At 53.6% G+C, this 26774-nt stretch carries 22 protein-coding genes and 1 other annotated feature; of the genes, 15 read left to right on the top strand and 7 right to left on the bottom strand.

Features of this window, described 5'->3' with window-relative positions; translation table 11 throughout:
- Nucleotides 1–26: 26 nt before the first annotated feature.
- Together MKY74_RS26900 and ptsP are read left to right on the top strand one after the other, a co-directional pair.
- Nucleotides 27–1913 carry a glucose PTS transporter subunit IIA gene (locus tag MKY74_RS26900; protein ID WP_076169902.1) on the top strand — a complete coding sequence of 629 codons (1887 nt, stop codon included), beginning with the start codon at nt 27–29 and terminating at the stop codon, nt 1911–1913.
- A complete protein-coding gene (gene ptsP, locus MKY74_RS26895; RefSeq protein WP_076169903.1) occupies nt 1910–3688 on the top strand; it encodes a phosphoenolpyruvate--protein phosphotransferase in 1779 nt (592 codons plus the stop codon). Before MKY74_RS26900 ends, ptsP begins: the two co-directional genes overlap by 4 nt.
- A gap of 108 nt (nt 3689–3796) precedes the next feature.
- Here ptsP and MKY74_RS26890 read toward each other — a convergent pair whose 3' ends face one another.
- A complete protein-coding gene (locus MKY74_RS26890) occupies nt 3797–4321 on the bottom strand; it encodes a type 1 glutamine amidotransferase domain-containing protein (protein WP_076170158.1) in 525 nt (174 codons plus the stop codon).
- Nucleotides 4322–4674: 353 nt separating this feature from the next.
- Between MKY74_RS26890 and MKY74_RS26885 the strand changes: the two genes are divergently transcribed.
- The 4 genes from MKY74_RS26885 to MKY74_RS26870 all read left to right on the top strand — a co-directional run bounded on the left by MKY74_RS26885 (nt 4675) and on the right by MKY74_RS26870 (nt 7448).
- Nucleotides 4675–4980: a hypothetical protein gene (locus MKY74_RS26885; protein ID WP_144025411.1), complete on the top strand. Its 306-nt coding sequence runs from the start codon at nt 4675–4677 to the stop codon at nt 4978–4980.
- Between the two features lie 112 nt (nt 4981–5092).
- On the top strand, nt 5093–5440 hold the full coding sequence (gene ytxJ, locus MKY74_RS26880) for a bacillithiol system redox-active protein YtxJ (protein WP_076169905.1): 348 nt from the start codon (nt 5093–5095) through the stop codon (nt 5438–5440).
- A 90-nt stretch (nt 5441–5530) separates the two neighbouring features.
- Nucleotides 5531–6544 (top strand): catabolite control protein A, encoded by a 1014-nt coding sequence (gene ccpA, locus MKY74_RS26875; RefSeq protein ID WP_076169906.1) that lies wholly within the window; start codon nt 5531–5533, stop codon nt 6542–6544.
- 205 nt (nt 6545–6749) lie between these two features.
- Nucleotides 6750–7448, top strand: coding sequence for a 5'-methylthioadenosine/adenosylhomocysteine nucleosidase (locus MKY74_RS26870; RefSeq protein WP_076169907.1), 699 nt, complete (start codon nt 6750–6752; stop codon nt 7446–7448).
- A 177-nt stretch (nt 7449–7625) separates the two neighbouring features.
- Here MKY74_RS26870 and MKY74_RS26865 read toward each other — a convergent pair whose 3' ends face one another.
- Nucleotides 7626–8258, bottom strand: coding sequence for a GNAT family N-acetyltransferase (locus MKY74_RS26865; RefSeq protein WP_076169908.1), 633 nt, complete (start codon nt 8256–8258; stop codon nt 7626–7628).
- A 283-nt stretch (nt 8259–8541) separates the two neighbouring features.
- On the opposite strand from MKY74_RS26865, the gene acsA reads away from it, so the two are divergent.
- On the top strand, nt 8542–10266 hold the full coding sequence (gene acsA / locus MKY74_RS26860) for an acetate--CoA ligase (protein WP_076169909.1): 1725 nt from the start codon (nt 8542–8544) through the stop codon (nt 10264–10266).
- A 203-nt stretch (nt 10267–10469) separates the two neighbouring features.
- Here acsA and MKY74_RS26855 read toward each other — a convergent pair whose 3' ends face one another.
- A complete protein-coding gene (locus MKY74_RS26855) occupies nt 10470–13586 on the bottom strand; it encodes a transglycosylase domain-containing protein (protein ID WP_076169910.1) in 3117 nt (1038 codons plus the stop codon).
- Nucleotides 13587–13734: 148 nt separating this feature from the next.
- Nucleotides 13735–13998, top strand: a binding site (T-box leader).
- A gap of 57 nt (nt 13999–14055) precedes the next feature.
- On the opposite strand from MKY74_RS26855, the gene tyrS reads away from it, so the two are divergent.
- The gene (tyrS, locus tag MKY74_RS26850) at nt 14056–15309 is read left to right on the top strand and encodes a tyrosine--tRNA ligase (protein WP_076169911.1); all 1254 of its coding nucleotides are present in this window, start codon (nt 14056–14058) and stop codon (nt 15307–15309) included.
- Nucleotides 15310–15451: 142 nt separating this feature from the next.
- Here the strand turns inward: tyrS and rpsD are convergent, their stop codons facing one another.
- The gene (gene rpsD / locus MKY74_RS26845) at nt 15452–16051 is read right to left on the bottom strand and encodes a 30S ribosomal protein S4 (RefSeq protein ID WP_076169912.1); all 600 of its coding nucleotides are present in this window, start codon (nt 16049–16051) and stop codon (nt 15452–15454) included.
- Between the two features lie 476 nt (nt 16052–16527).
- On the opposite strand from rpsD, the gene MKY74_RS26840 reads away from it, so the two are divergent.
- The 5 genes from MKY74_RS26840 (at nt 16528) to MKY74_RS26820 (ending at nt 21782) form a co-directional block, all read left to right on the top strand.
- Entirely contained in the window at nt 16528–18513 is a 1986-nt protein-coding gene (locus MKY74_RS26840; RefSeq protein WP_076169913.1) for a sensor domain-containing diguanylate cyclase, read from the top strand.
- Between the two features lie 136 nt (nt 18514–18649).
- The gene (locus MKY74_RS26835) at nt 18650–19471 is read left to right on the top strand and encodes a hypothetical protein (RefSeq protein WP_076169914.1); all 822 of its coding nucleotides are present in this window, start codon (nt 18650–18652) and stop codon (nt 19469–19471) included.
- Nucleotides 19472–19678: 207 nt separating this feature from the next.
- Nucleotides 19679–20794: an aminopeptidase gene (locus tag MKY74_RS26830; protein ID WP_076169915.1), complete on the top strand. Its 1116-nt coding sequence runs from the start codon at nt 19679–19681 to the stop codon at nt 20792–20794.
- A gap of 143 nt (nt 20795–20937) precedes the next feature.
- Nucleotides 20938–21183, top strand: a complete 246-nt coding sequence (locus MKY74_RS26825; protein WP_076169916.1) for an HPr family phosphocarrier protein — start codon at nt 20938–20940, stop codon at nt 21181–21183.
- A 308-nt stretch (nt 21184–21491) separates the two neighbouring features.
- Nucleotides 21492–21782 carry a YlaN family protein gene (locus MKY74_RS26820; RefSeq protein WP_076169917.1) on the top strand — a complete coding sequence of 97 codons (291 nt, stop codon included), beginning with the start codon at nt 21492–21494 and terminating at the stop codon, nt 21780–21782.
- Between the two features lie 215 nt (nt 21783–21997).
- Here MKY74_RS26820 and cax read toward each other — a convergent pair whose 3' ends face one another.
- Nucleotides 21998–23071, bottom strand: a complete 1074-nt coding sequence (gene cax / locus MKY74_RS26815) for a calcium/proton exchanger (RefSeq protein ID WP_076169918.1) — start codon at nt 23069–23071, stop codon at nt 21998–22000.
- Nucleotides 23072–23223: 152 nt separating this feature from the next.
- On the opposite strand from cax, the gene MKY74_RS26810 reads away from it, so the two are divergent.
- Nucleotides 23224–23610 (top strand): Asp23/Gls24 family envelope stress response protein, encoded by a 387-nt coding sequence (locus tag MKY74_RS26810; protein ID WP_076169919.1) that lies wholly within the window; start codon nt 23224–23226, stop codon nt 23608–23610.
- 97 nt (nt 23611–23707) lie between these two features.
- Here the strand turns inward: MKY74_RS26810 and ftsW are convergent, their stop codons facing one another.
- Nucleotides 23708–24967, bottom strand: coding sequence for a putative lipid II flippase FtsW (gene ftsW / locus MKY74_RS26805; RefSeq protein WP_076169920.1), 1260 nt, complete (start codon nt 24965–24967; stop codon nt 23708–23710).
- A gap of 11 nt (nt 24968–24978) precedes the next feature.
- On the bottom strand, nt 24979–25326 hold the full coding sequence (locus tag MKY74_RS26800; RefSeq protein WP_076169921.1) for a YugN family protein: 348 nt from the start codon (nt 25324–25326) through the stop codon (nt 24979–24981).
- Nucleotides 25327–25532: 206 nt separating this feature from the next.
- Here MKY74_RS26800 and MKY74_RS26795 point away from each other — a divergent pair, with 206 nt between their 5' ends.
- Nucleotides 25533–26708, top strand: a complete 1176-nt coding sequence (locus tag MKY74_RS26795) for a M20 family metallopeptidase (RefSeq protein WP_076169922.1) — start codon at nt 25533–25535, stop codon at nt 26706–26708.
- The last annotated feature ends 66 nt before the right edge of the window (nt 26709–26774 follow it).

Genomic DNA, 26774 nt, shown 5'->3' with positions numbered 1-26774 from the left:
TGTGTGTTGAGAGGAGAGTGCATGTCTTGAACTGGCTTGGATCGCTGCAGCAGCTCGGCAGAGCAGTGATGCTGCCTACGATGGTTCTGCCGTCGGCCGCCATACTGCTGTGTGTCGGCAGTCTGCCATGGGCAGCCTGGGGGCTGCCGGGCGTCGCAGAGGTGTGCACTTGGGCAGGACAGGGTATTTTTTATTTCCTCCCGTATCTGTTTGCGGTAGGAGTGGCCTGGGGACTGGCGAACCAGGCGGGACCGGCTGGCCTTGGGGCTCTGGCCGGGATGTTTATCTATGATCAAATTACGAGGCATCTGGGTAATGGTGGCATTCAGCCTTCCACGCTGATCGGCATCATTTTCGGCATGATCGCCGGCTCTGCCTATAACCGGTATAAACATATCAAGCTGCCTGAGATTGTCCAGTTTTTTGGCGGCTCGCGCTTCGTGCTTTTGTTTATGGGGCTGTTCTCCGCCTTGTTTTCGTGGGTAATGGTCTTCATCGCTCCGCTGCTGCAGAAGGCGCTGAACGAGCTGACCATGCTCATGGCGCATATGGGCGGATTCGGTCTGTTTTTATACGGCATTTTGTACCGGATCCTGACGGCGTTCGGCCTTCATCATCTGCTCAACAATGTTTTCTGGTTCCAGCTGGGAACTTACAAAACCCCGTCGGGCAGCATCGTGCAGGGGGATTTGCCGCGTTATTTTGCGGGGGATCCGACCGCCGGTACATTCATGGCCGGACTGTTCCCAATTATGATGTTCGCACTGCCGGGCATCGCCTTGGCGATCATCCAGGAAGCGCGGGAAGATCTGAAGCCGAAGGTCAAGAAGACGTTTTTGACGGCGGCCTTGGTCTGCTTTTTGACCGGGGTGTCCGAACAGATCGAGTTTGCCTTCTTGTTCGCAGCGCCTTATTTGTTCATCCTGCATTCGATCCTGTCGGGGATCGCGATGTGGATTACGTATGCGCTCGATATTCATCACGGGTTTTCCTATTCCGCAGGGGCGATCGATTATCTGCTGAACTTCCATCTGTCGCATAACGCGCTTCTGATTATTCCGATCGGGCTCGGATACGGCCTTATGTACTATTTTCTGTTCCGCTGGGCCATTCGGCGGTTTCAGATTCCGACTCCCGGACGCGAGGAAGGCTCCACGCTGGAGGACTGGGCAGGCAACATCCCTTATCAGGCGCCGCTCATTCTGGAAGCGCTCGGGGGCAAGGACAACATCGTTCAGGTGGAATCCTGCATCACCCGGCTGCGGCTGACAGTCAAGAACGACCGCATGATCGACAGCAATGCGCTGAAGCTGCTCGGCTCCGCGGGGCTGATCAAGCTCGGCGGGGGCAACGTGCAGGTCGTATTCGGCACCTATTCGGAGCTGATCCGCGAGGAAGTGAACAAGCTGCTGCACCGGGATTTGCCGCAGGTTCTGTTCAGCGCGCCGGTCCAAGGGAAAATGATCCCGATCGAAGAAGTGCCCGATCATATTTTCGCCGCGAAGCTGGTGGGAGACGGGGTGGCGTTCATGCCGGAGAAAGGGGAGCTCGTGTCTCCGGTATACGGGACAATCATGCACCTGTACCCGACGATGCATGCCATCGGGATCTCGACACCGGAAGGGCTCGAGGTGCTGCTTCACATCGGCATCGATACGTCCCAGCTCAAGGGCGGGCATTTTACTGCGGTCGTACAAGAAGGAGACGCGGTGGAGCCCGGCCAGCTGCTGGTTAAATTTGATATCAACTATATCCGAAGTCATGCTTCATCGCTTGCCACGCCGATGGTGATCACCAACCCGGACCGCGTTAAGTCATGGAGCTTCGCTCCGTTCAAAGCCGTCAAGAAGGGGCAGACGTCGGTTATGTCCGTAGTTTTACACGACAGAAATGTTGGAGGTTTGGAATCATGATACAAGGCATCGGTGCATCTGCCGGGGTAGCGATTGGAAAAGCATTTGTACTGCCGAACTGGGAATGGGACCTGCCCGAGACCGGGATCGACGCAGTAGATCTGGCCAACGAATTTGAACGGTTGTATGAGGGGATACGCACCTCCAAAAATGAGATTGAGTTTATTAAAAACGAGTTCAGGGATATGGTCGGGGAAGAGGAGTCGAGCATTTTTGACGCCCATTTGGCCATCCTGGACGATCCGGTGTTCATGGATGAAATCCAGGGCGTTATTGAGCGCCAGTATAAAGCGGCCGAGGTCGCGGTAAAAGAGGCGATCGATCATTTCGTCACGATGTTCGACCTGCTGGATGACGAATACATGAAGGAGCGGGCGATGGACATCAAGGATGTCGGCAACCGCCTGCTCAAGCATCTGCTCGGCGCGCCGGAGATTACGCTGCCTGCGGATACCCAGCCGTATATCCTCGTGGCCAAGGAGCTGTCCCCGTCCCAGCTGGCGCATTTGAATCCTTCCCACGTGCTTGGCATCGTGACGATGGTCGGCGGGAAGACGTCCCATTCGGCCATTATGGCACGGGCTCTCGGTATCCCGCTCGTTGCGGGGCTGGAGAACAAGCTGAAGGATCCGATCCAGACCGGGGATTTGCTGGTCATTGACGGAGATACAGGAGCGCTGTATCTCAATCCGGACGATGCTCTCGTGGAAGAATATGTGCGGATCCGGGAACGCCAGCTGGCGAAGAAGGAGCAGCTGGAGCTGCTGGCTGCCGTCGAAGCGATCACGAAGGACGGCTGCGAGCTTCACCTGGCCGCGAACATCAGCTCCGCCAAAGAAGTGGAATCGGCCTTGAAATACGGCGCCAATGGCGTAGGGCTGTTCCGGACGGAATTTTTGTACATGGACCGCAGCACGTTTCCGAGCGAAGAAGAACAGTTTGAGGTGTACCGCCAGGTAGCCCAGCAAGTGGGTGAGCTTGGGGCGGTGATCCGCACGCTCGACATCGGCGGCGACAAGCAGCTGGATTATTTTGCGCTGCCGGATGAGGATAACCCGGTTCTAGGCTATCGGGCGATCCGGATCAGCCTTGACCGCCAGGAGCTTTTTCAGACGCAGCTGACCGCCATTCTTCGGGCGAGCGCGTTCGGCAGGGTGAAAATTATGTACCCGATGATTTCATCGGTCGACGAAATCAGACAAGCCAATGAAGTGCTGCATCGGGCCATGGCCGATCTTGACGCAAGGGGCATCGCTTACGACAAGGACATCCCGGTCGGCATCATGATCGAGATTCCCGCGGCGGTCATCATCGCCGATCTACTCGCGGAAGAATGCGACTTTTTCAGCATCGGCACGAACGATCTGGTGCAGTACGTATTGGCTGTTGACCGGATGAACGAGCAGATCGCCCATATGTATCATCCGTTCCATCCGGCGATTCTGCGGATGCTGCGCACGACGGTGGAAGCCGCGCACCGGGCGGGCATTCCCGTCAGCGTGTGCGGCGAAATGGCCGGCGATGAACGCTCGGTACCGATCTGGCTGGAGCTGGGCGTGGACCATCTGAGCATGTCGATCCAGTCCCTGCTGAAGCTGAAGCATCGGATACTTAACACGACGGCTTCCGATGCGAAGCGGACGGCGCAGACATGCTACCAGTTGAAGAGCAGCGTCGAAATCGAACGCCTGCTGACCGAATTTGCCGAGCCTGCCTGCGGAAATAACGAAAGCGTAAATCAGCCTCGGGGCGAAAAGGGCAGCAACGCTTCCTGACCGCCTGCCTGCCCCTGCCGTCTAAATACAGAAAAGAGCCCGCCGATCCACCAAGTGGACGGTCAGGCTCTTTTTTTTTGACCCGGCTGACTGCCTTTGGCCTGCTGCTTATTGCCCCGCAAGCGCATCGCAAAAGGCTTTGCCGTAAGGCGGAAGATCCGGCGGACGGCGAGCGGACACGATATGTCCGTCAGTGACAACCGCCTCGTCCTTCCAGATCGCGCCGGCGTTCTCCATGTCGTCCCGGATGCCCGGAGTGGAGGTCACGGTAACGCCCTGCAAAATTTTAGCCGAGACCAGCACCCAGCCTGCATGGCAGATTTGCCCAATAGGCTTGCGGTCCTCGTGCATTTCCTGCACCAGCTGCAGCACCTTTCCGTAACGGCGCAGCTTGTCCGGCGCCCAGCCCCCGGGCACCAAAATGCCGTCGTAATCCCGGCTGTCCACTTCTTCAAACGAATAGTCCGATACGGCAGGAACGCCATATTTGCCGATGTAGGAATGTCCCTTCTTGTCCCCGACCAGGTGCACCTCGGCGCCTTCCTCCCTCACCCGGTATACGGGATACCACAGCTCCAAGTCTTCAAACTGGTCATCGACGAGCGCAATGACCTTCTTTCTGGCTAATCTCATGTTCAGCATGCTCCCTCCTGAGTAAATGTCCTTATGTTTCCAGTGTAACAAAAATGAATAGAACAATCATGCTTTACAAGAAAGGGATGGGCCGTTTGGTAAATAAAACAGGTGGGCTGGAGAGGAAGGAATCCAGCGCGGGCAGGGCGAATACGAAGGGGAACGATGATTTTTACAATGACTATATAAAGATGTAAAAAGATATATGGGGTGGAAATATGGGATCAAAATGTAAATGTGGGGAAGTCCTTAGACTTGACCTCCGCACGGTGATGTATACCCGTAATGTAATCATACGGCATGTTCCGGTGCTTGCTTGTGACGATTGTTCGAATTATGAGCTGCTGCCATGCATGAGACCGGTGCTGAAGAAATGCGTCGAGACGCTCGGGGAGCGTCCTTCCCGTCGAAGCTTTTCTTTGGCAGACCACCATGAGCTGGCAGGAATGGTTCGCGAGGTGTTCCTGCGTCCCGACAGCCTGTCCCGCGAAGATTTGGAGCTGCAGATTGAAACCGAGGTCAGGGACCGTATCAACCTGCTTCTGGACTTATACAGCTTTGCCGAACAGACGGAGGACCACGAGTGGGTGGAAAATATCCGGGAGCGGCTGTCCCAGCTGTCGGCGATGCTCCCTGAATTGAACCAATTTTACGCCTGATTTACGTTTTACTGCATTTTTTCGGGTTTTTCGCTAGGTATGTTGGATTTTTCACGAGCTTTTTGATACGATAGATTCAGGATTTGAATCGAAAAAAGGGGATGTATATCAAATGGCGACAATGACTAAACTGACTACTAGCGATCAGCTGCAATCCGCATTGGAAGCCTCCACAGATAAGCCTCTGCTGCTGTTTAAGCACAGTACACGCTGCCCGATCAGCGCCGGGGCGTATCGGGAAATGATGTCTTACTTGGAAGATCAGCCAAATGAAGCCGTACAGTATGGTCTGATCCATGTTGTCGAAGACCGTCCGGTATCGATGGAAGCGGCGGATCGTCTTGGGGTGCAGCATGAATCGCCTCAGGTTATTCTGGTTCAAAATCAGGCGCCCATCTGGCATACGTCTCATTCTCATATTACTTCTGAAGTGATTAAAGAGCATTTGCAACAGCTGTAAGTGTAATCATTGCACAATGCAAAATTTTGTCGTATCATTGAGTTTAATGGGTTGACGAATGAAAATTTATTTGCAATGGAGAGAAGGAATTTGACGGTAACCATTTACGATGTGGCGCGTGAAGCAGGCGTATCGATGGCCACGGTATCGCGGGTTGTCAACAACAATCCGAACGTGAAGCCTCAGACCCGGAAGAAAGTATATGAAGCAATTGAACGTTTAGGATATCGTCCGAACGCGGTGGCAAGAGGACTTGCCAGCAAGAAAACGACAACCGTGGGTGTCGTGATTCCGGACATATCCAACTCCATTTTTGCGGAGATCGCCCGGGGTATCGAAGATATCGCCAACATGTACCACTACAATATCATTTTGTGTAACGCTGACAAGAGAAAAGACAAGGAAATTCGCGTCATCAACACGCTGCTTGAGAAGCAGGTGGACGGGCTGCTCTTCATGGGCGGAACCGTAACGGACGAGCATATTCAGGCTTTCCAGACTTCGGCTGTGCCGATCGTGCTCTGTGCGACGCGCGACGAGAACGGCATTTATCCTTCCGTGGATATCGATCATGAGGCGGCCGCCTTTGACGCGGTAAATACGCTGATTCGTCACGGTCACCGGGACATCGCCATGATCAGCGGAACGCTTCAGGACCCGGCGAACGGCTATGCCCGTTTCCAAGGCTACAAGAGAGCGCTGGAAGCTGCCGGCATCGAGTATCAGGAAGACCTGGTTCGCATCGGCAACTACCGGTACGAGTCCGGTGTGGAAGCGATGAAGTATTTCCTCGGGCTGAAGAAGAAGCCTACGGCGATCTTTGCGGCCACCGACGAGATGGCGATCGGCGCCATTCACAGCATTCAAGACGAAGGTCTGAAGGTTCCCGATGACTTCTCGATCATCAGTGTGGATAACATCCGCATGGCTTCGATGGTTCGTCCGCAGCTGACGACTGTAGCGCAGCCGATGTACGATTTGGGTGCGGTAGCGATGCGTCTCTTGACCAAGCTGATGAAGAAAGAAAATGTGGACAACCCTCGGGTCATTCTTCCTCACGAAACGATTTTGCGGCTCTCCGTAAGTCATGTGAACGAGGAATAAATAGACATATCCAAATATGAAAAAGGTTGAATACTCGTGAAAAAAGCTCCTTCAGGGAGCTTTTTTTGGGATGTGCGGCTCTTAACAGATACGATGCGGCCATGTGCCTGTTTTCATAGCCATTAAGTCCTAATCGTCTGAAATCATATTTTTGCACAAAAATAGCATCATCGAGAACTGACCGCTTGAAAGGATTGGAGATGACATGCCAGAAATGATAGGAATCATCGGAGCCATGGATGAGGAAGTGGAACTGCTCCTTGCCGGGATGGAAGGGGCGGAGACGGTTACGAAAGCGGGCGTCAAATATGCCCGGGGTACATACAGAGGCAAGCCGGTTATCGTTTGCAAATCCGGCGTGGGCAAAGTCAATGCGGCGGTAACGACGCAAATTTTGATCGACCAGTTTGGCGTCGGCAAAGTGCTGTTTACCGGTGTGGCCGGAGCCGTTCATCCGGAACTGAACATCGGCGATATCGTCATTTCGTCGGACTGCGTGCAGCATGATATGGATGTCAGCCCGCTCGGATATGCACGTGGCGTAATCCCTTACCAGGAAGTATCGGAGTTCAAGGCGGACGCAAGTCTCATCGCTTTGGCGCAGGAAGCTTGCCAGGCTCTCGGAGAGGTCAACTGCAAGGTGGGACGTATTCTCTCGGGGGACCAGTTTATCGCGAACGTCGATCAGGTATCCTGGTTTTATGAGCATATGGAAGGAGCCTGCGTCGAAATGGAAGGCTCTGCCGTAGCCCAAGTCTGCTATATGAACGGCGTGCCGTTTGTTGTGATCCGGTCGATGTCCGACAAGGCCGACGGTTCGGCACATGCCAATTTTGCTGAATTTACGGTGGCGTCGTCACGCCGCTCCCATGCGATTTTGGATTACATGGTGCAGCGGTTGTAGTCGGCGGCTCGACAAGCATCGAAACGATTGGAATCTAACTAAAAATCCCCAGTCCCTTGAAGAGAGGATGGAGCCTCACGATGATCGGCTCGCTTCGTCTCTCTTCCGGGAGACCGGGGATTTTTTCGGCTTGTCCGGCATATGGCAAAGGCCATCTCCGAAACATTGTGTATATGGTTAATACATAAATCGCTGCTGGAAACGGATCCGGTCAAACTGTTCCTTTGAGGATAGCGGAACGTCCCGACCGATGCGGACCATAAGGCAGTTGGCCGGATGGGAACAGATCTCCGGATCGTCGGTGGCGTACCATACCATGTCCACGACTTTCATCAGCCGTTCCATCATTTTGCGATAGTCCCATACGCTGAGGCCGCTGGTTTTGAGGTCCCAATGCCAATAATACTCGGTCGTAAAGACAATATAGGGTTCCATTTGGCCGCCTTCAAAAGCGGTTGTGATCATTTTCTGCCCGAGTCCCAGCGAACGGTAGCTGTTGGCCACCTCAATCGCTCCCAGCTCGATCAGGTCGGCCATATGGCCCTGCGACCAGCGTTCCTGCTCGTCCGGGTAATGGAAGGTGACATAGCCGACGATCACGTTTTCATCCCGGGTAATGATGATTCTCCCTTCCGGAAGGCCGGCGATTTCGATCAACGCCTTGTGCTGCTCGGCCGGCTTGCGGAAAGCGTCGAGATCCGGATGCATCGTAAGCTCCGCGAGTCTTCCCGGCGGTACGGGACCTTCGACAATCAGGCAGCGGTCCTCGCGGGACAGCGGATGGACATGATACAGTTTGAGGTGTTCCATCTGGACGCTCCTTTCTGCTTCTAACCTACTTATAGCAAAAAAACAAATAAATGAAAAGGGAATGGCAGGGGCATACATCCTGTGCTATAATATCTCTGACATAAATTAGTCACATTTTTTGCTGTTTCCGTAAGTGCTTAACCTGTATGCTATACCCTTTCAGCAATCATTCAAAACTCTCGTAAATCAAGTCATGATGTGTATGGTGTCAATCTATTGGCATGAACTCATACAAGATTGTAAGCGCTGCCCTAGCATGGGAGAACAGAGGGAGGATGAAAGTATGGATCAAATTCACAATGAAATCTTGCCGAGCGTGGTTTCATCATCCAATATGGGCGATTATGAACAGGCTCGTTCCGAGTTTCAATGGGAAGATGTGGAGAAACATTTCACCTGGTATGACACAGGCAAGGTAAATATGGCTTACGAGGCAATTGACCGCCATGTGGCGGAAGGACGCGGATCGAAGACGGCGCTCCTGTACAGCGATGCTTCCCGTGACGAGTCATATACCTTTGCGGAGATGAAGGAGCAGTCCGACAAATTCGGTAACGTGCTGCGTAAATACGGTATCGGTAAGGGAGACCGGGTGTTTATTTTTATGCCGCGGAGTCCGGAGCTTTATTTCTCCCTCATGGGTATTTTGAAAGTGGGAGCCGTCGTTGGACCGCTCTTTGAAGCGTTTATGGAGACGGCCGTCAAGGATCGGCTCGAAGACAGCGGGGCCGTCGCCCTGATTACGACGCCACAGCTGCTTGGGCGCGTCAAGAAGGATGAGCTTCCCGACTTGAAGCATATTTTCGTCGTTGGCGACAATGTACAGACGGACGACAGCATTATTGATTATAAGCAGGAAATGAACGAAGCGCCTGCGGACCTGCAGATCGAATGGCTGGACCGCAGCGACGGATTGATTATTCATTATACTTCCGGTTCCACCGGCAAGCCGAAGGGCGTATACCACGTTCAGAATGCGATGATTCAGCATTACTATACGGGGCGGATCGTCCTTGATCTTCGGGAAGACGATACCTATTGGTGTACGGCTGACCCGGGCTGGGTAACAGGGACATCGTACGGCATTTTTGCCCCATGGCTGAACGGGGTAACCAATGTCATCCGCGGCGGACGCTTCAGTCCGCAGGATTGGTACGGCACGATTGATAAATATAAAGTCACGGTGTGGTACAGCGCTCCGACTGCTTTCCGGATGCTGATGGGGGCCGGGGCCGATGTGATCTCCCAGTTTGACCTCAGCAGCCTCCGCCACGTTCTGTCCGTTGGCGAGCCGCTGAACCCTGAAGTCGTCCGCTGGGGCGAGAAGGTATACGGGCAGCGCATTCACGATACATGGTGGATGACCGAAACGGGCGGGCAGCTGATCTGTAACTATCCTTCCATGGCCATCAAGCCTGGCTCGATGGGACGCCCGCTTCCAGGGATCGAGGCCGCTATCCTGGACGATAATGGCAAGGAAGTGGCGCCATATACGATGGGCAATCTGGCCATTAAGGCCCCTTGGCCCTCGATGATGAACCAGATTTGGAAAAACCCGGCCAAGTATCAGGAGTATTTCAGAATTACCGGCTGGTATATTTCCGGGGACTCGGCATACATGGACGAAGAAGGTTATTTCTGGTTCCAAGGCCGGATCGACGATGTCATCAACTCGTCCGGCGAGCGGATCGGACCGTTCGAAGTCGAGAGCAAGCTTGTCGAGCACCCGGCGGTTGCAGAAGCCGGCGTCATCGGCAAGCCGGATGCGACGAGAGGCGAAATCATCAAGGCGTTTATCTCGCTTCGCGAAGGTTACACCGAGTCGCAGGAGCTTAAGGACGAGATCTACCGCTTCGTCAAAGAGGGATTATCGGCCCATGCTGCACCGCGCGAAATTGAGTTCAAGGATAAACTGCCGAAGACGCGTTCCGGTAAAATTATGCGGCGCGTGCTGAAGGCCTGGGAGTTAAACCTTCCGACAGGCGATTTGTCCACAATTGAAGACTAAGCACTGAATCTAGCGTTACCTTTGCTAACGGTAAGGGATAACGCCGTAAACAGAATAAAGAACAGCCGGTTGCTCAGGGTTATACCCTGACAGCCGGCTGTTTTCGTTATCCCGATTTTTCGGATAAACCGCTCTATACAATACAAGAGGCAATCCCATACCGGGATTGCCTCTTGTGATGCTATATCTGCTTGCCAGGTCCATTACTTTTTCTCAAAGTAGGCGCCCGGCGATTTTGGCGATTCGCCTGCGCTATTTACCGCAGATACGAAGAAGTAACCTTTGATTGGAGTCGATGTGGTGTACGATAAGCCAGGCTCCGTGCTGGTGCCTAATTTAACATACGGACCGTTCGGATTCGTACTGTAATAAACATCGTACTCTGTGACCATTTCCTGGGCTCCTGCGGCGGTCCACTGGAATTGGATTCCGGTCTCCGTAGCAGCCATTTGAAGCCCGCTAGGGGCGGCTGGAGCCGTCTGAGGCGCCTGTTCCGTTCCCGGTGTCTCTCCGGATGCCACACCGCCGTCCGGATTGTCCTGCCCGTCGTTTTGTCCTTGTTCCCCGGACGGATTGTCCGTGCCTCCGATAATGTTGGTCAATCCGCCGCCCAGGCCGACGGTCATGCTCGGTGCGGACTCCTTGCCGGCCACGTCCACGGCCGTGACATAGAAGCTGGATCCGCCGCTCGCAGCGCTGGTAAAGGATGACCCTTCTCCGACGAGGAGGCTGGCCTGTCTCCGGTAGGAGCCGCCGTTATCCGAGCGGTACAGCCGGTAGCCGACGACATCGGATTGTCCGGTAGGGCTGAAGGAGATGACGGCCTTGCTGCCGTTCCACGAGATCGAAGCGTTCGATGGGGCAGCCGGTGCGGCGCCGTCGTCTACGCGCGGATCGATCTTGGTCGGCATGTCGCTGTTGGCATCCCTCGGGATGTAGTAAGACAGCGCATTGTGGCCGCCCTTCATTTTGGCAAACGCGTTCTCCAGCTCTTTGATCAGCTCGGAAATCGGTTTTTCCCGTTTGACGACGACCTTCTCCTTGAGCATGTCATCCGGCGTACCATCCTGCGGGATATAGTTTACGCCGTTGTAGGTAATGTACTTCTCTTTGGCTATGCCGTCGTCGCTTTCCGTCGGAACGTATTTGCTGTTGAAAATGTCGGTCACGAACCGGTCCGTGAGCGATGTCGGCAATTTGCCGCTGTAGGCGGACACCGTCTTGGTTACGATGCCGTCCGGTTTATCGAACTTCGAAGTCTTGAACAGCTCCGGTTCTCTGTCGATCACCTCGTTCATCACGAGGGTCCAGATGGACTGGGCGCGTTTCTTCGCCGCCTTGGTGGTCAAGGTGTTCTTTTGTTCCTTATAGCCAGCCCAGACCCCAAGCGTCACGTCAGGGGAATAGCCCAAAAACCAGACGTCTCCGTAATTCTGGGTCGTACCCGTTTTGCCGACGATCGGCACGGTTTTAAAATGCTTGTAATTTTTGCGGACGACATCGCCGGTTCCTTCGGTGATGACGGTCCGCAGCATGTCGGTCATCAGATAGGCCGTCTGCTTGGAAAAAGCCTGCACCGGCTTGGCTTCGTGCTGATACACGATGTTGCCTTTGGAGTCGGTGATTTTTTCGATCATGTAGGCGTCGTTAAACTGGCCGTTGTTCGCAATGGCGCTGTAAGCATTGGTCAGCTCTTCAACCGTCACACCGTAAACGAGGCCGCCCAGCACGCCGGTCTTTGCACCATAATCATCCGGTTGCAGGGTCGTGATCCCGAGCTTCTTGGCAAAGCTCCAAGCGTTCTGGATTCCGACAACGTTATTGTATAGTTTAAGCGCGACCGTATTCACGGAATTGTTGAGTGCGGAGCGCGCCGTCATCAATCCTTTATATCCCGAAGTTGAGTTTTTGGGAATATGATACCCTTTTTGCCAGTCCGGCAAAATGATCGGCGAATCGTCAACCACGCTTGCCGGTTGAATTGCGCCGGACTCAATCGCCGGCAGGTAAGCCGCAATCGGCTTCATCGTCGATCCCGGCTGGCGGATCATCTGGGTCGCATAGTTCATCTGTTCTTTGTTAAAATCACGGCCCTCGATCATGCCGAGAATGGCGCCGGTCTTGTTGTTGATCATCATGGCCGCCGTTTGCTCGGCCCCCTTGGTTTTGCTGTCAGGGGAGAAGTTGCTGTCATCCTCGGCGATTTTATGCATCGTATTGTACACCTTTTTATCAATGGTGGTATAGATCCGATACCCGCCCGTGCTGAGCTGCTGCCGGGCTTCTTCAAGCAGGTCGCCGTCCTGCTTCGCATCGTCCCCGGGAACCTTGCCTTCCGCCTGCTCATTCAGCTGCATGATGATTTGGGCGCCTTGGCGCTCCGTTTCCATCATCAGATAAGGGAAGGTCGCGTATGCCTTCTCCACATGGGGAGCCAGCTGTTTACGGATGTCGAAAGCGAGCGCTTCCTTATACTGGGCTTCCGTGATTTTGTTCTCCTCAAGCATACGCCGGAGCACCAGATGCTGCCGGTCGATGGCGCGCTTAAAGTTAGCTTCGTTAAACTCGCCTTTGCCGTTGAAGGCCGAATATCTTGAAGGCAGCTGAGGAAGACCGGCCAAATAAGCCGCCTCGGCGACGTTCAATTTACTGAGATCACTAATATTAAAAATGCCTTTGGCTGCGGCCTGAATACCGTACAGATTGTAGCCGCTGGATCCGTTGCCAAACGGAACCTTGTTTAAGTATGCCGTTAAAATTTCTTCTTTCGTCATAAACCGCTCCAGCCGGAGCGCGAGCAAAATTTCCTTGAATTTCCGGTCTTCCGTTTTGTCCAGGTTCAGGAAAACGCGTCTGGCCAGCTGCTGGGTGAGCGTGCTTCCTCCGGTCTGCACGGATTCATGCAGAAGCTTCTGTTTGACGGCACGGAGCGTGCCCTTGATGTCAACACCCTTATGTGTAAAAAAGTTATTGTCTTCAATCGATACGACGGCGTCGATGACGATGGGCGGTATCTGCTTATACTCCACGGGGCGTCTGTCCTCATCGGTCCGAAGCTGTCCGATGGGGGTGCCGTCACGGAAGTAGGCGAATCCCGTAATGGAGTTCTCGCTCATCTTCTGGTCAATCAATGCCCTGGAACGGACCGGATCATCCTTCACGATGGAAGTGAGGTACCCGGCTGCCGTACCGCCGGCGAACAGCGCTCCCATAACGATAACGACCAGCGTCCACATCGCGGTAAGGCCGATGATGCGGCCGTAGGACCGTTTTTTCGGAGCGATCTGCTCTTCCGGCTTTTGTTTGTTATCTTCAACCATTCGTGGCTATCCTCCTTTTGACGGAACTATTATAGCATAAATTGCGTATTTTGAATGCAGAGATCGAATCGTGGCCAAATGGATGGCAAACATTGACTTTTTTCGGGTGTGTGGTATAAATAGGGTTAATCCAAAAAGAACATATCGTCAAAAGGCAAAGAAAGACTCCAGTAGAAGGGAGCCTGAGCTGATCAGAGAGCCGGTGGGTGGTGCAAACCGGCAGCCTCTCCCTTTGAATTACCGTCTTGAGCCGTCCGGAGGAACGCGCGTCACCAGGAGCGTAAGTAGTCTGGCACCGGACCTGGCAGTCCGTTATCGTAATGAAGTGAAAGCAGTATGTGGAAGGGAATCGTCCCGTAACGGCTGCTTTAATTAGGGTGGTAACGCGAGCAGGCTCCTTCTCGTCCCTTGGGACGCGAAGGAGCCTTTTTGCTGTACATTCTAACGGATCAGAGAGAGGTTGATGACGATGAACTGGGAACAACTCACGCCGGCCCAGAAGGAAGAGGTTGAACGCCAACTGGCTGTCATCAGGAGGGGGACGGTCGAAATCCTGCCGAACGAAGAGCTGGAACGCAAGGTGATCCGGTCGGTTGTGCAAGGACGGCCGCTCAAGGTAAAGCTGGGTCTTGATCCATCCGCTCCGGACATTCATATGGGGCACACGGTAGTGCTGCACAAGCTGCGGCAGTTTCAGGAGCTGGGCCATGAGGTGCAGCTGATCATCGGGGATTTCACGGGCCGGATCGGCGACCCGACCGGGAAATCGGAAACCCGCAGGCAGCTGACGGAAGAGGACGTGAAGCGGAATGCGGAAACGTACCAGGCTCAGGCGTTCAAAATATTAAGTCCGGACAAAGCGAAGGTATACTACAACTCCGAATGGCTCGGACCGATGACCTTTGCCGACGTGATCGGGCTCGGTTCCAAAGTGACGGTGGCCCGGATGCTGGAGCGAGACGATTTTTCCAAACGGTATGCCGGCGGTCTCCCGATCAGCATTCACGAGTTTTTCTACCCGCTGATGCAGGGCATGGATTCGGTGGCGCTGGAGACGGATATCGAGATCGGCGGTACGGATCAGACGTTTAATCTCATGATGGGCCGCACCTTGCAGAAGGAATACGGGGCAGAGCCGCAGGTGGCGGTCACGCTGCCGCTGCTGGAAGGGCTGGATGGCGTGCAGAAGATGAGCAAAAGCCTCGGTAATTACATCGGAATCGATGACGCACCGAACGAAATGTTCGGCAAAACGATGTCGGTGCCGGATGGGCTGATGGTGAAATACTTCGAGCTGGCCACGGATATAACGAATGAAGACCTTCAGATTCTGCGCGAAGGATTGGAAGGCGGCCGTATCCATCCAAGGGATGCCAAAATGAGCCTGGCGGCAGCCTTTGTCCGGATGTATCACGGGCAGGAGGCGGCCGAAGCGGCCCGGCAGCATTTCGTCACTGTCTTTCAGCAGCGTGCGCTTCCTGAAGATATCGAGCTGCGCGATATCCCCGAAAACGAGCTGCAGGGAGGGGCCATCCGGCTGGTCCGGCTGCTGACCCTTATCGGATTTGCTTCTTCCAACAGCGAGGCCAGAAGGAGCATTCAGCAAGGAGCGGTCAAGCTGAATGAAGTGAAAATCGAGGATCCCCATGCGGAGATCACGGTCCGGGACGGCGATATCGTTCAAGCGGGAAGACGCAAATTTGCCAAGCTCCGGCTGCTATAGAAGATGTAAGAAGCCGTGAGAAGGCTGGGAGAGGCCGGGGGATACTACCACGATACACAGGGCTGCCAGTCAGCCCTGTTTTTCATCCAGAATAAACAAAAAAGCCCGGAACATAAAGTTCCAGGCTTGGTTGCAGCAAATATTAACGGTTGTAGAATTCGACGATTTGTCTTTCGTCGATGTCTTGGGAAAGCTCGGCGCGCTCTGGGAAACGGATGTATTTACCTTCCAAAGCTCCATCGTTGTACTCCAGGTAGCCTGGCAGATGCGTACGGTTTTCCAGCGCTTCTTTAATAGAAGAGAGGCTGCGGCTTCTTTCGCGAAGACCGATCACGTCGCCTGTGCTTACTTGGTAGGAAGCAACGTTTACTTTCTTGCCGTTAACAGTCACGTGACCGTGAGCGACCAATTGGCGCGCTCCTGCACGGGAGTTAGCGAAACCAAGACGGTAAACAAGGTTGTCCAAACGGCTTTCCAGCAAGAACATGAAGTTTTCACCGGCAATACCTTGCATTTTTTGCGCTCTGTCGAACAGCGTGCGGAATTGCTTTTCACCCAAACCGTACATGTGGCGCAATTTTTGTTTTTCTTGAAGCTGCATACCGTAGTTGCTCATTTTTCTCCGTTGGTTAGGACCGTGCTGTCCCGGAGGAAAAGGGCGTTTCAATTCTTTACCAGTACCGCTCAGGGAAATTCCCAGACGACGGCTCAATTTGAACTTTGGACCTGTGTAACGTGCCATGTTATAGTAGACTCCTTTATTTTTCGAATAATTTACAGTAGGGCTCTATTTGCGCCGTATTTGTTTACCTGTGCGTTCTAGTACGAACCGCACAACTGACGGGAAAGTTCAGCCGCTGTCCTGTCAGCAACAAATGACGTGAGGGTGACACAACGTTACGCCCAAATCAAGACTATATTGCAGTCTTTTTCAACAATAGATTTTATATTATAGAGTAGGCAAAAGTCAAGGCCTGACATTGTGCTGGAAAAGTCTAATTTTGTCGATAGGGCTATAGTCCTAAAAAAGTAGGACGAATATCTGAAATATGAGTGCAAAATTGCTTGGAACAGAGTAGAATATGATTATTATAACACATCCGACATAACCCGACTTTGTCAGGGGATTTTCATATTGCAAGGATGACAATGATTGATTGTGATTCTATGGTGCCTTGAAAGACACCCTCTGGGCACGGTGTAAAGGAGCGCCTGTCTATGTCAGAACACCAACGAGAAACAACCAAGCATCAAAGCCTGTTCCAGACGAATACCGAGCTGGCGTTTCCCTCAGAGTCGGCTACTTCCTGGCTGCAGGAGATCGACTTGTCCATTCATGATTTGCCCTATGTGGATCACGTGATTCAGGAAGCCTTTCTCCAATGGCGCACTGAAGGGCAGGCGCTGACGTTAAGCGGACAAGCCCTGTGGGCCGTGACGGATTACGAGGGGCGGTGGATCGAAGGCGATGAAGCTCTCCTTGCGGAACCTTTCTGCGGTTTGACGGGAGAGATCGGGCGCTGCCTGGAGTCCGGGGAACAAGTCTGGGTCCATCCTGATGACCCGGCGGATCGCGGAAGCTCCTGGGTCACGACGGTTATTCCGGTCTTTACACGCCGGGACCATGCGCTGGTGTGCCTTCTGGTCTGCGGAATCCCCGCACGCTTTTTTGATGAAGGAATCCGGGACACCGTTGCCGCGATGGCGCTTCACTACCGTTCCTGCCTGTACAAAAGCTTTAAGTTCGCCCTCGTATCGGATATTCTGAAGGTACAGGAAAGCACGGAACGGGAAGCCAACCGCCGGTCCATCCTGTTCCAAATCATGCAGCGGATGCATGATCAGATCGACGTCGAAACCGTGCTGACGGAAGTTCTGGACAGCCTTGAAGTACTGTACCCCACCATCCGGGCGAGGCTGCTCATGTCCCAGGACCATCAAAGCCGCAATCCGCGGGTAGAACCGCTCGTGTTTCACCCCTGGGGCGAGGATATCTGCGTCAGGTCTTTTATGGATGGAAGGCTCATGATGCAGGATGGCAGCGGCGAAGGAATGGAAGGCCAGACCGAAATCGCGATACCGCTCGGCGGCAAGCAGGGCGTCTACGGGGTGCTGCATCTGGTGATGTCCCGGGAGCTCCGGGAAGATTTAGATCTGCAGCTGATCAGCATGGTGGTCGACACGGCGGGGAACGCGTTCGAGAATGCGAAGCTCTACGAGCAGTCGAACCTGCTGATTCATGAGCTGCGCCTCATTAACGAATTGACCCACCGGCTGAACCAGAGCCTCAAGCTGGGGGATATCTACAAGTTTGCCAGCGAGGAGATGCTGGATATTTTTCAGGCGGATTACTGCTGCTTCCTGCAGTACAATGAGGAGCGGGACGTTCTGGAGGTCATGGCATCCAACGTTCCCGGTCTTGCCCCGTCTTTTGACGCAGAGTACGGCTTCGGCGGACTTGTTTTTCATAAAAAGGAACCTGTAATTCTGTCAGACTATTCGCTGAACGGCAAAGTCCCCTCAAAGCTGATGGAAATCACGCATTCGCAATCCCTCATCGCTTCACCGCTGACCGTAAACGGCAAGGTAATGGGGGCGATTCTGCTGACGCACCGCAGCCCTCATTATTTTTCCTATGACAACTACCGGCTTCTGCAGACCTTGTCCAGCCATATCGGCCTGTCGGTGAGCAACGCGCTGCTCCACGCCGAGCTGAGACGGATGGCCAACCGGGATATGCTGACCGACATGTACGCCCGCCATTACCTTGATAAGATGATCCAGCAGTATCAAGTGAGCGATTTTTGCGGGTCTCTGATCGTGGTGGACATTGATGAATTCAAACAGGTTAACGATACATACGGCCACCAGAAAGGGGACGACATTCTCAGGCAGGTCAGCGATATCGTGAAATCCTCCATTCGGGAGGAAGACGTGCCTGCACGCTGGGGCGGGGAAGAGCTGGCTGTGTATATGCCGCAGCTAGGGGTGCACCAGGCGGTCAAAGTCGCTGAAGTGATCCGGAGCCGGGTCGCCCGGGAGACAAGCCCGTCCGTAACGATTTCAAGCGGAATCGCGGAATGGTGCTGGACGGACCCGCAGGTGAGTGTAGACAGCTTGTTCTACAGAGCGGATATGGCCCTCTACAGGGCAAAGAACAGCGGACGCAACCAAATCCAAATGGAAAACATGAACGATATGTAGCAGGCGGCCTCACTCTCGGGTGGGGGCGCCTTATTTTTGCATGAACTGGCCGGGCGGGGGACAGCCTATAAAGCAAAAAGGACCTATGATCGAAAAATGAACCTTGGTTCATTTTGTCCGGAAAGGCAGTTTTCCCATGATGAAAAAAATGGTACTTCCCGCCTTGCTGCTGCTCGGCCTTTGCGGCGGTTTGACAGGCTGCGGCATGTTTCAGGACTCGAAATCGCCGGAGGAGTGGTTTTCCCAGACGATTACCGGACTTGCCGGCATCGATTCGTTTTCATTTAGCGGACTGGCTTCGGTTCGTGCCCAGGATCAGGGGCAGGTGCAGAACTTTGCTTACACCGGCAGGCTCACGGGGCACGACCAGCTGACCATGGAGAGCGTGATCCCTACTGGGGAGGCGGTTCAGACCACGGGACTCCAGGCACGGGGAATCACCGGGAAGACCGTAAAGGTGACGAATTTCCGCAGGCAGGACGGGGGATGGGTGAGGCTGTCGAGTGAAGCGAACCCTGAGGATAACTCTCCTTCATTAACCCGGTTAAACCCTCTGCAGCAGCTCGACGGCATTCATGGGCTTCCCAAAAGCATCAAGGTGGAGTCCAGCGCGGGCCGCGGCACTAAAGTGCTGCGGATCGAACTGGAAGGCTCCAGTGCAAAGGACTTTTTGGCGAAGCAGCTTGAATCGGAAATGGAGGGTCTCCGCAAGCAGCCGGGATACACCCATGCACAGTCCGGGCAAAAGCAAAAGCTGCAGACGCTCTGGAATCAGGGGGACAAGCAGCTGCGGCAGATGCTGAACGATGCCCAGGTCAGCACGGTCTATCATTTGACGATTAACCGAAAGTCCGGATTTCCGGTTCGTCTGACCTCCGAGAGCGCGATCGACTATATCAATCTGGACGGTGCGCAGACGCGGGAGACGATGGTCAATGATGTATCATTCCAGCCTTAGGCTCGCCCGGTGACGACAAGTTCCATACCGGACGATCGGGCGGCTGCTCATTTGGTCATCATCCGACAGGCAGACTTGGGGCTTTCCGCCTGCATCCGGAGGGCTCATGCTGACGGGACTTGCCATGCGTGCTACAATAAGTCTGAATGAATTAACCTTTGTTCAAATAAATAGCTTACAGGTTATGTCAAGGGGAGGAAATAAGTAATGCGTGATCCTAGAATTCAAAAACTGGCGGAAAACCTCGTCGGTTATTCCGTGAACGTACAGCCGGGGGAGAACGTCCTTGTCGAGATGATCGGCTCGGAGCGCGACCTGCTGAAGGCCGTCATTGATGAAGTTGGCAAACGGGGAGGACGTCCGTTCGTACAAATTACCGACAAATCGGTGCAGCGTACGATGCTGATGAACGCGAGCGAAGAGATGCTCAAGACATGGGCGGACATCGACCTGAACCGGATGAAGCAGATGGACTGCTATATCGGCATCCGCGCCGGAGAGAACGTCAACGATCTGGCCGACGTTCCTGACGAAAAGGTAAAACTGTTCAATTCGCTCTATAATCATCCGGTACATAGCGGGCAGCGCGTCAACCACACCAAATGGGTGGTGCTGCGTTATCCGAACCCAAGCATGGCGCAGTTGGCCAATATGAGCACGGAAGCCTTTGAGGACTTCTATTTTGACGTATGCAACCTCGATTACGCCAAGATGGACAAAGCGCAGGATCCGCTTGCCGAGCTGATGAGAAAGACGGACAAGGTCCGTATCGTCGGCCCGGGCACCGATCTCAGCTTTTCCATTAAGGGAATCGGCGCCGAAAAATGCGCAGGCGAGAAGAACATTCCGGACGGCGAGGTATACAGCGCACCGGTACGTGATTCGGTCAACGGCACGATCAGCTACAACACCAGCACGGTATACAACGGCATTTCGTTCGAAAATATCAAGTTTACCTTCAAGGACGGAAAGATCGTGGAAGCGACCAGCAACGATACCGAGCGCCTGAACAACATTTTGGACTCGGATGAAGGGGCACGCTATATCGGCGAATTCGCGATCGGGTTTAATCCATACATTTTGCACCCGATGAAGGACATTCTGTTCGACGAAAAAATTGCCGGCAGCATCCACTTCACCCCGGGTCAAGCCTATGAAGTAACGGATAACGGCAACCGCTCCTCCATCCACTGGGATATCGTGCTGATTCAGCGTGAAGACTACGGCGGCGGGGAGATCTACTTCGACGACGTGCTGATCCGCAAAGACGGCATCTTCGTCATTCCGGAACTGCAGGGGCTGAACCCTGAAAACTTGAAATAGGAATAGCTGAAGAAGGGAACCCGGCCCGTGAGGCCCACGGTTCAGCGCTTTTAGAAATTCCTTGCGCGAGAAAGCGGATTCAATGTATCATAAAAGTGGTAAAATCATAGTATACTTGATATCAAAAGCTACGGAGGGATCCTATGTCCAGTAACAACGCAGCTGTTGTAGAAATCGCCCAAACGGCAAGCCAATTTACCTCTTCGATCGTACTTCAAGCGGAAAACAAGTACATCGATGTCAAAAGTATCCTCGGTCTGTTTACGACACTCGTAAGCAGCCAAAGCTATGAGCTTCATGTTCATGGACCGGATGCGGACGAGGCTAAAACGGCGATGAAGGAAGTGTTTGCCAAACACGGCCTGAACGTCAACGTGGTCTCTGAGTAAGCGATGAAGAAGAGCGCACCTGCTGGCAACAGTAAGGGCGCTTTTTTTAAAGTCATAACCTTGATATGTACCGGGGTTATTCTAGAACCTTGCACCGCCGCCAGCCTTCCCCTTAGAGTCCCTTTGCGCCGCGCTTGGCATTGAAACCCGGGGCCTTTGCGGACGATGGGCCAGAGTTTCCTGTTCCTTCGGCTTCCCGGGGACGTTTTTCTGGGCCAGGTTCTTGTATTGGTGTTCAATTTCGTCTAATATTAAGAATAGAATACAAGGGTGTAATTGTAGGATTTTGGACATAGGGGGGAAGATGCATGACTTCATCTGAGCTGCAGGAGCAGTTGAATATTAAGGCGATTAATCTGCTGAAAGATGATGCAGAGAAAATAGAGAAGCTTATTGAAGTACAAATGGAGAATCTGGCCACACGCTATTGCCCTCTCTATGAGGAAGTGCTGGACACCCAGATGTACGGATTTTCACGTGAGGTTGATTTTGCCGTACGTGCCGGTCTTGTGCCCGAACTTACAGGCAAACAGCTGGTCAGTGAGCTGGAGAAGAATCTGGCCAACCTCTATGAAGCCCTGAACAACAGGGAAGCCTAAATCATCAGCCTGTCGCAAGCAGGCTTACATAAGATGCAGAATACAGACCACCTGTGTTTCTGTATCACACGATGATGAGTAGTTGCAGCTTGGCCTTCACATTGGAGGTCCCGAGATTTATAAATTTATACGTATAAAAAGGCATGCGCTCCAGCGGAGTGCATGCCTTTTTTGCGTTTCCCTGCTATGCAGGGTTAAGAGCTTAAGCTGCCTTGCTACACCAAGAAAAACGATACGCCCAAAATAACGTATACGACCAGCAGCAGCAGACCTTCATACCAGTTCGTTTTGCCATCCTGGATAATAGACTTGGCGATAAATACCGACACGCCAATCGCAAGCAGCTCTATGGTCGTAAACACCAGGTCCATCGTGGTAGGCCCGAAGAAGTAGCTGACCAGCACCAGCACGGGGGCGACGAACAAAGCGATCTGCAGGCTGCTGCCTACGGCGATTTCGACCGCTGCGCCGATCTTGTTCTTCATAGCCAGCATGACGGCCGCACTGTGCTCTGCCGCATTGCCGATGATGGCCACGAGGAACGCACCTACGAACAGCTCACTAAGCCCAAATCGCGTCGTAAAGGTCTCCAGCGTATCTACCAGCCATTCGCTCACGAAAGCGACCATAACGGTCGCCAGAAGGAGATACAGGATCGATTTGCCCTTGGACCATTCCGGCTCGCGTTCATGAGGCAGCTCTTCATCTTCTTCGTCGGTGACATCCGCCAAGTATTTCTTGTGCGTAATCATCGAGAAGACCAGCCAGGCAAGGTAAGCCACGATTAAGATACAAGCTACGATAAGGCTCAGCAGCTGGGTATCGCTTCCGGTAATGGAATGGCTGCGCAGGAAGACCGCAGGCACGATCAGAGCGATCACGGCGACGAGCATCAGGGAGCCGTTCATACCCGCCAATGATACGTTGAAGCTCTGAACTTTAAACTTCAGTCCCCCGGCAAAAATGCTGAGTCCCAGTACCAGCAGCAAGTTTCCGATTACCGAGCCGGTCAGACTGGCTTTGACCATGTCGAACAAGCCTTCCTTCACGAGGAAGATGGCGATAATCAGCTCCGCTGCGTTACCGAAGGTGGCGTTCAGGAATCCACCGAGCCGCTGTCCGGCATAATGCGATACGTTCTCCGTCGCTTTGCCCAAAAATCCGGCCACAAAGATGACAGAAATCGCGGACAGAATAAACTGCAGCGTTGCGTCCCAGCCTGCGAAATGTCCCACAGCACTAAGGATAAAGAAGGCGATGAGCAGGGTGGGGCTGATCCATTTTTTCAATTTTTGACACCTCTTGCCTTATGTAAGTTCGATTCTTATTCAATATACCCAAATTGCATAAGGTTGTAAACAAATCGGCAGGGCTTGGGATTTGCTTTTTGGGCCTGTTAGGATTTACAATAACGGATAATGGATGTAAAGGAGGATGGAGCATGTCGGAACAACTCCAACTAGAGAATGGAACCATACGGATTGCAGATGATGTCGTAGCGAAAATCGCCGGACTGGCCGCACTCGAAACACCAGGGATCGCAGCTATGTCGGGTGGTTTGTCGGAAGGATGGGCCAAGCGCCTGAGCGGAAAAAACGTGCAGAAGGGTGTCACGGTGGAGGTTGGCCAGCTGGAAGCGGCCATTGACCTGCGAATCATCGTGCTGTACGAAACCCCGATTCACGAAGTATCCCGCATGCTTCAGCAAAACGTGCGTGAAGCTGTCGAAAGCATGACCGGTCTGCGTGTGGTCGAAGTGAACGTGAAAGTGGAAGGCGTCGCTTTTAAAGATGACATGATTGAAGAGGTACCTACGCGCACCAAATAAGCACACGAACACACGAATAAGACGAAAAAAAGACTAGGGGACTTAGGCGTCCTCTAGTCTTTTTGGTATGAGTCGCTTCAGGGTATCCCCTGAAGGTTCAGTTGAAGCGGCGCGTCTGATTGCGGGAGGAGACGGCGACCGACGGTTTCTTGACGGTCACCGACTTCACCTGTTCCTGCTTCGACGGCAGCGTACTGATCCGCGAGATGCTGAGCATGATCCCCATGCTCGCCATCATGATCAGCAGGGAAGTTCCGCCGTAACTGATGAACGGCAGGGTTACCCCGGTCAGCGGGATCGTTTGGGTGACGCCTCCGATGTTGATGAACGCCTGAATGGCAATCAAGCCCATAATCCCGATGCCGACAAGCGTTCCGAACGGATCGGGGCACCTCAGTGCGATGATGATTCCGCGCCAGATGAAGTAAATATAGACGATCAGGAAGATCGACGTTCCGATAAATCCGAACTCTTCGCCGATGACGGAGAAGATAAAGTCGTTATAGGGGTTAGGCAAATAATGAAGCTTCTGGACGCTTTTGCCGAATCCGGCTCCGGTCAACTGCCCTTCACCGATAGCGGTCAGCGACTGCAGCAGATTGTAGCCCTCCCCCTGAGGATCCTTAGTCGGGTCCAAGAAGGCGTTAATCCGGCCGAGCTTATAGTTGCTCGATTGCACCGCCTGCTCCCCGCTATGGGACACCGACTTGATCAGGGCGTTAGCTCCGAGCACGAGGCTCGCACCGAGGATCAGCAGCAGGGCTGACCCTATCATATGCTTGAGGCTCGCGCCGCCGGCATAGATGATCAGGGCGCTCGTGGCTACCAGAATGAGGCAGGAGCCGAGGTCCGGCTGCATCATGATGAGCCCGGCGACGAAGCCGACAATAACCATGACCGGGATATAGCCTGTCCGCAGGTCTCGGAAGCGCTCCCCTTTTTTGCTGATCAAAGCGGAAAGGTACAGGATAATCGCGATCTTCGCGATCTCCGTCGGCTGGATACCGAGACCAGCGAAGCCGAACCAGCTTCTGGCGCCATTGTTAACCTGGCCGACCAGAAGGACCAAAACCAACAGAATGACCGTCACGATAAACAGCGGGGCAAACAGCTTCTTGTACCTGGTATATGGAATGTTCATCGCAACAAACATTGCAACGGTACCCAGAGCGGCGAATATGAACTGTCTTTTCGTAAAATAAAGCGAGTCATAGTGAAACTTCTTGCTAGCGATGGCCAAGCTCGAACTGGCGCTGAATACCATGACCAGCCCAAAACCAACCAACAGCAAGGTAAGGATGAGCAGTTGGAAATCCGGCGTCCCTCTCTTGGTTTGTTGGGGTTTTTCTTCTCTCATAAGAGACCTGCTTAGGCTTCCAGAGCGGCTTTAAACTGCTGAAGCTTCTTGGTTGCAATCCCCATGATGGACGACGGAATCGGAGATTCGTATTCCAGCCCGTGAGGGAAGGTCGCTTTGCCCATATACACAGCTTCAATTTGCAGCACAGCGCTTGGGTGTTCCAGCTTGCCCTCCACCGCACGGGTGTTGATCCGTACGAAATACTCCGAATTGGTGTTTTTATCTTCGATCTTATAGTCATATGTAGCGCGGTAGTATTCCCACTGCCAGCGGACAAAGCCTACTTTCTCGGCTACTTCGTCCATAAACGCCAGGTCGGCTTTGATGCCGTCCAGTCCCGTATTTTCAAAAATCATGGTTACTAAATCCTCCTCTATTGGTTGCCTGTAAAGTTCTTTACTCATGATATTATGTTTTAAACACTTGTGCAAGCCTTGGCAGTATTGGGGCGATACCCCATCTTAAGCGTTTCTGCTACAATAGAAAAAAGGGTTCACAACCGCGATGTGGGATGACATATCGGCAACTTAACATCCATTCTATGGCGAGAGGACGGATACATATGAAAGAAGAAGCATTGCTGAGCAAGCTGCAGCCGCAAATGGTGGAGTGGAGGCGGTATCTGCACCGGCATCCGGAGCTGTCTTACCACGAGGAGAAGACGTCGGCGTTCGTGGCGGACAGGCTGCGGGAGTTGGGGATCGACGTCCGGACGCGGTTTGGCGGCGGATACGGGGTAGTCGGCGTATTAAAAGGAAGCAAGCCGGGGAAAACGGTCGTGCTCCGGGCGGACATGGACGCGCTTCCGATCCAGGATGAAAAGTCGTGCGATTATTCGTCCGAAGTTCCGGGCGTCATGCATGCTTGCGGTCACGACGGGCATACGTCGATCCTGCTGGCGGTGGCGACATACTTCAGCGCCCGGAAGGAAGATCTTCCTGGAGAGATCCGGTTCGTATTTCAACCGGCGGAGGAGGTATGTCCGGGCGGAGCCAAGGGGATGATCGAGGCCGGCGTTCTGGAGGGGGCCGACGCGGTGTACGGCGTGCACTTATGGACGCCGTTCCCGGCAGGAACCGCGGCCAGCACGCCGGGGCCGATGATGGCGGCAGCGGATGAGTTCTTTATCGATATCATCGGTAAAGGCGGCCACGGTGGCATGCCGCACGTGACGGTGGACAGCGTGGTGGCCGGATCGGCGCTGGTCATGCAGCTGCAGAGCATCGTCAGCCGTTCGGTCAACCCGCTTCGGCCGGCGGTCGTTACGATCGGAACGATCCAGGGCGGAAGCGCGCAGAACGTCATCGCCGAATCGTGCCGGATTACCGGGACCGTACGGACATTTGATGAGGAGACGCGCCAATTTATCCGCGAACGGATCGAAGAAATAACTCGGCTTACGGCGCAGACTTATGGAGCGGAGTCGAAAATTCAATATTTGATGGGTTACCCGCCGCTTGTGAATGATGAAGCGGAGACGGAAAGGTTTTTCCGCGAAGCGCCGAAGGTGTTCGGGGAGTCGAAGGTGGAGCGCTGCGAGAAGATTATGCCTGCGGAGGACTTCGCATATTATTTGCAGGAAATCCCCGGGTGCTTTATGTTTGTGGGCGCAGGCAACGAAGAGCTTCAGGCCGTCTACCCGCACCATCATCCAAGGTTTGACTTTGACGAATCGGCCATGCTGAGCGCCGCCAAGCTGCTGGTGACGATGACCCAATCCTATCAGGGATGGGAATAGGCAGGCTCGGGCCGCCGAGTCTCCCCGGTCTTGCAGGAGTGGGTTCCTGAAGGCACGAATGTTTTG

Origin of the sequence: Paenibacillus sp. FSL R5-0378, assembly GCF_038009285.1 — a bacterium.
GTDB lineage: Bacteria > Bacillota > Bacilli > Paenibacillales > Paenibacillaceae > Paenibacillus_AQ > Paenibacillus_AQ favisporus.
Note: the sequence above shows the minus strand (reverse complement) of the source record. Positions and strands in the feature narration are given on the sequence as shown.

What these genes read in the sequence shown, in the direction of transcription:
- MKY74_RS26855 (WP_076169910.1), bottom strand. Translation starts at nt 13,586, where the DNA reads ATGGTTGAAGATAACAAACAAAAGCCGGAAGAGCAGATCGCTCCGAAA.
- MKY74_RS26830 (WP_076169915.1), top strand. Translation starts at nt 19,679, where the DNA reads ATGCGTGATCCTAGAATTCAAAAACTGGCGGAAAACCTCGTCGGTTAT.
- tyrS (WP_076169911.1), top strand. Translation starts at nt 14,056, where the DNA reads ATGAACTGGGAACAACTCACGCCGGCCCAGAAGGAAGAGGTTGAACGC.
- rpsD (WP_076169912.1), bottom strand. Translation starts at nt 16,051, where the DNA reads ATGGCACGTTACACAGGTCCAAAGTTCAAATTGAGCCGTCGTCTGGGA.
- acsA (WP_076169909.1), top strand. Translation starts at nt 8,542, where the DNA reads ATGGATCAAATTCACAATGAAATCTTGCCGAGCGTGGTTTCATCATCC.
- ytxJ (WP_076169905.1), top strand. Translation starts at nt 5,093, where the DNA reads ATGGCGACAATGACTAAACTGACTACTAGCGATCAGCTGCAATCCGCA.
- MKY74_RS26825 (WP_076169916.1), top strand. Translation starts at nt 20,938, where the DNA reads ATGTCCAGTAACAACGCAGCTGTTGTAGAAATCGCCCAAACGGCAAGC.
- ptsP (WP_076169903.1), top strand. Translation starts at nt 1,910, where the DNA reads ATGATACAAGGCATCGGTGCATCTGCCGGGGTAGCGATTGGAAAAGCA.
- MKY74_RS26800 (WP_076169921.1), bottom strand. Translation starts at nt 25,326, where the DNA reads ATGATTTTTGAAAATACGGGACTGGACGGCATCAAAGCCGACCTGGCG.
- MKY74_RS26890 (WP_076170158.1), bottom strand. Translation starts at nt 4,321, where the DNA reads ATGAGATTAGCCAGAAAGAAGGTCATTGCGCTCGTCGATGACCAGTTT.
- MKY74_RS26820 (WP_076169917.1), top strand. Translation starts at nt 21,492, where the DNA reads ATGACTTCATCTGAGCTGCAGGAGCAGTTGAATATTAAGGCGATTAAT.
- MKY74_RS26865 (WP_076169908.1), bottom strand. Translation starts at nt 8,258, where the DNA reads ATGGAACACCTCAAACTGTATCATGTCCATCCGCTGTCCCGCGAGGAC.
- MKY74_RS26810 (WP_076169919.1), top strand. Translation starts at nt 23,224, where the DNA reads ATGTCGGAACAACTCCAACTAGAGAATGGAACCATACGGATTGCAGAT.
- MKY74_RS26885 (WP_144025411.1), top strand. Translation starts at nt 4,675, where the DNA reads ATGAGACCGGTGCTGAAGAAATGCGTCGAGACGCTCGGGGAGCGTCCT.
- MKY74_RS26795 (WP_076169922.1), top strand. Translation starts at nt 25,533, where the DNA reads ATGAAAGAAGAAGCATTGCTGAGCAAGCTGCAGCCGCAAATGGTGGAG.
- MKY74_RS26835 (WP_076169914.1), top strand. Translation starts at nt 18,650, where the DNA reads ATGATGAAAAAAATGGTACTTCCCGCCTTGCTGCTGCTCGGCCTTTGC.
- MKY74_RS26840 (WP_076169913.1), top strand. Translation starts at nt 16,528, where the DNA reads ATGTCAGAACACCAACGAGAAACAACCAAGCATCAAAGCCTGTTCCAG.
- MKY74_RS26870 (WP_076169907.1), top strand. Translation starts at nt 6,750, where the DNA reads ATGCCAGAAATGATAGGAATCATCGGAGCCATGGATGAGGAAGTGGAA.
- ftsW (WP_076169920.1), bottom strand. Translation starts at nt 24,967, where the DNA reads ATGAGAGAAGAAAAACCCCAACAAACCAAGAGAGGGACGCCGGATTTC.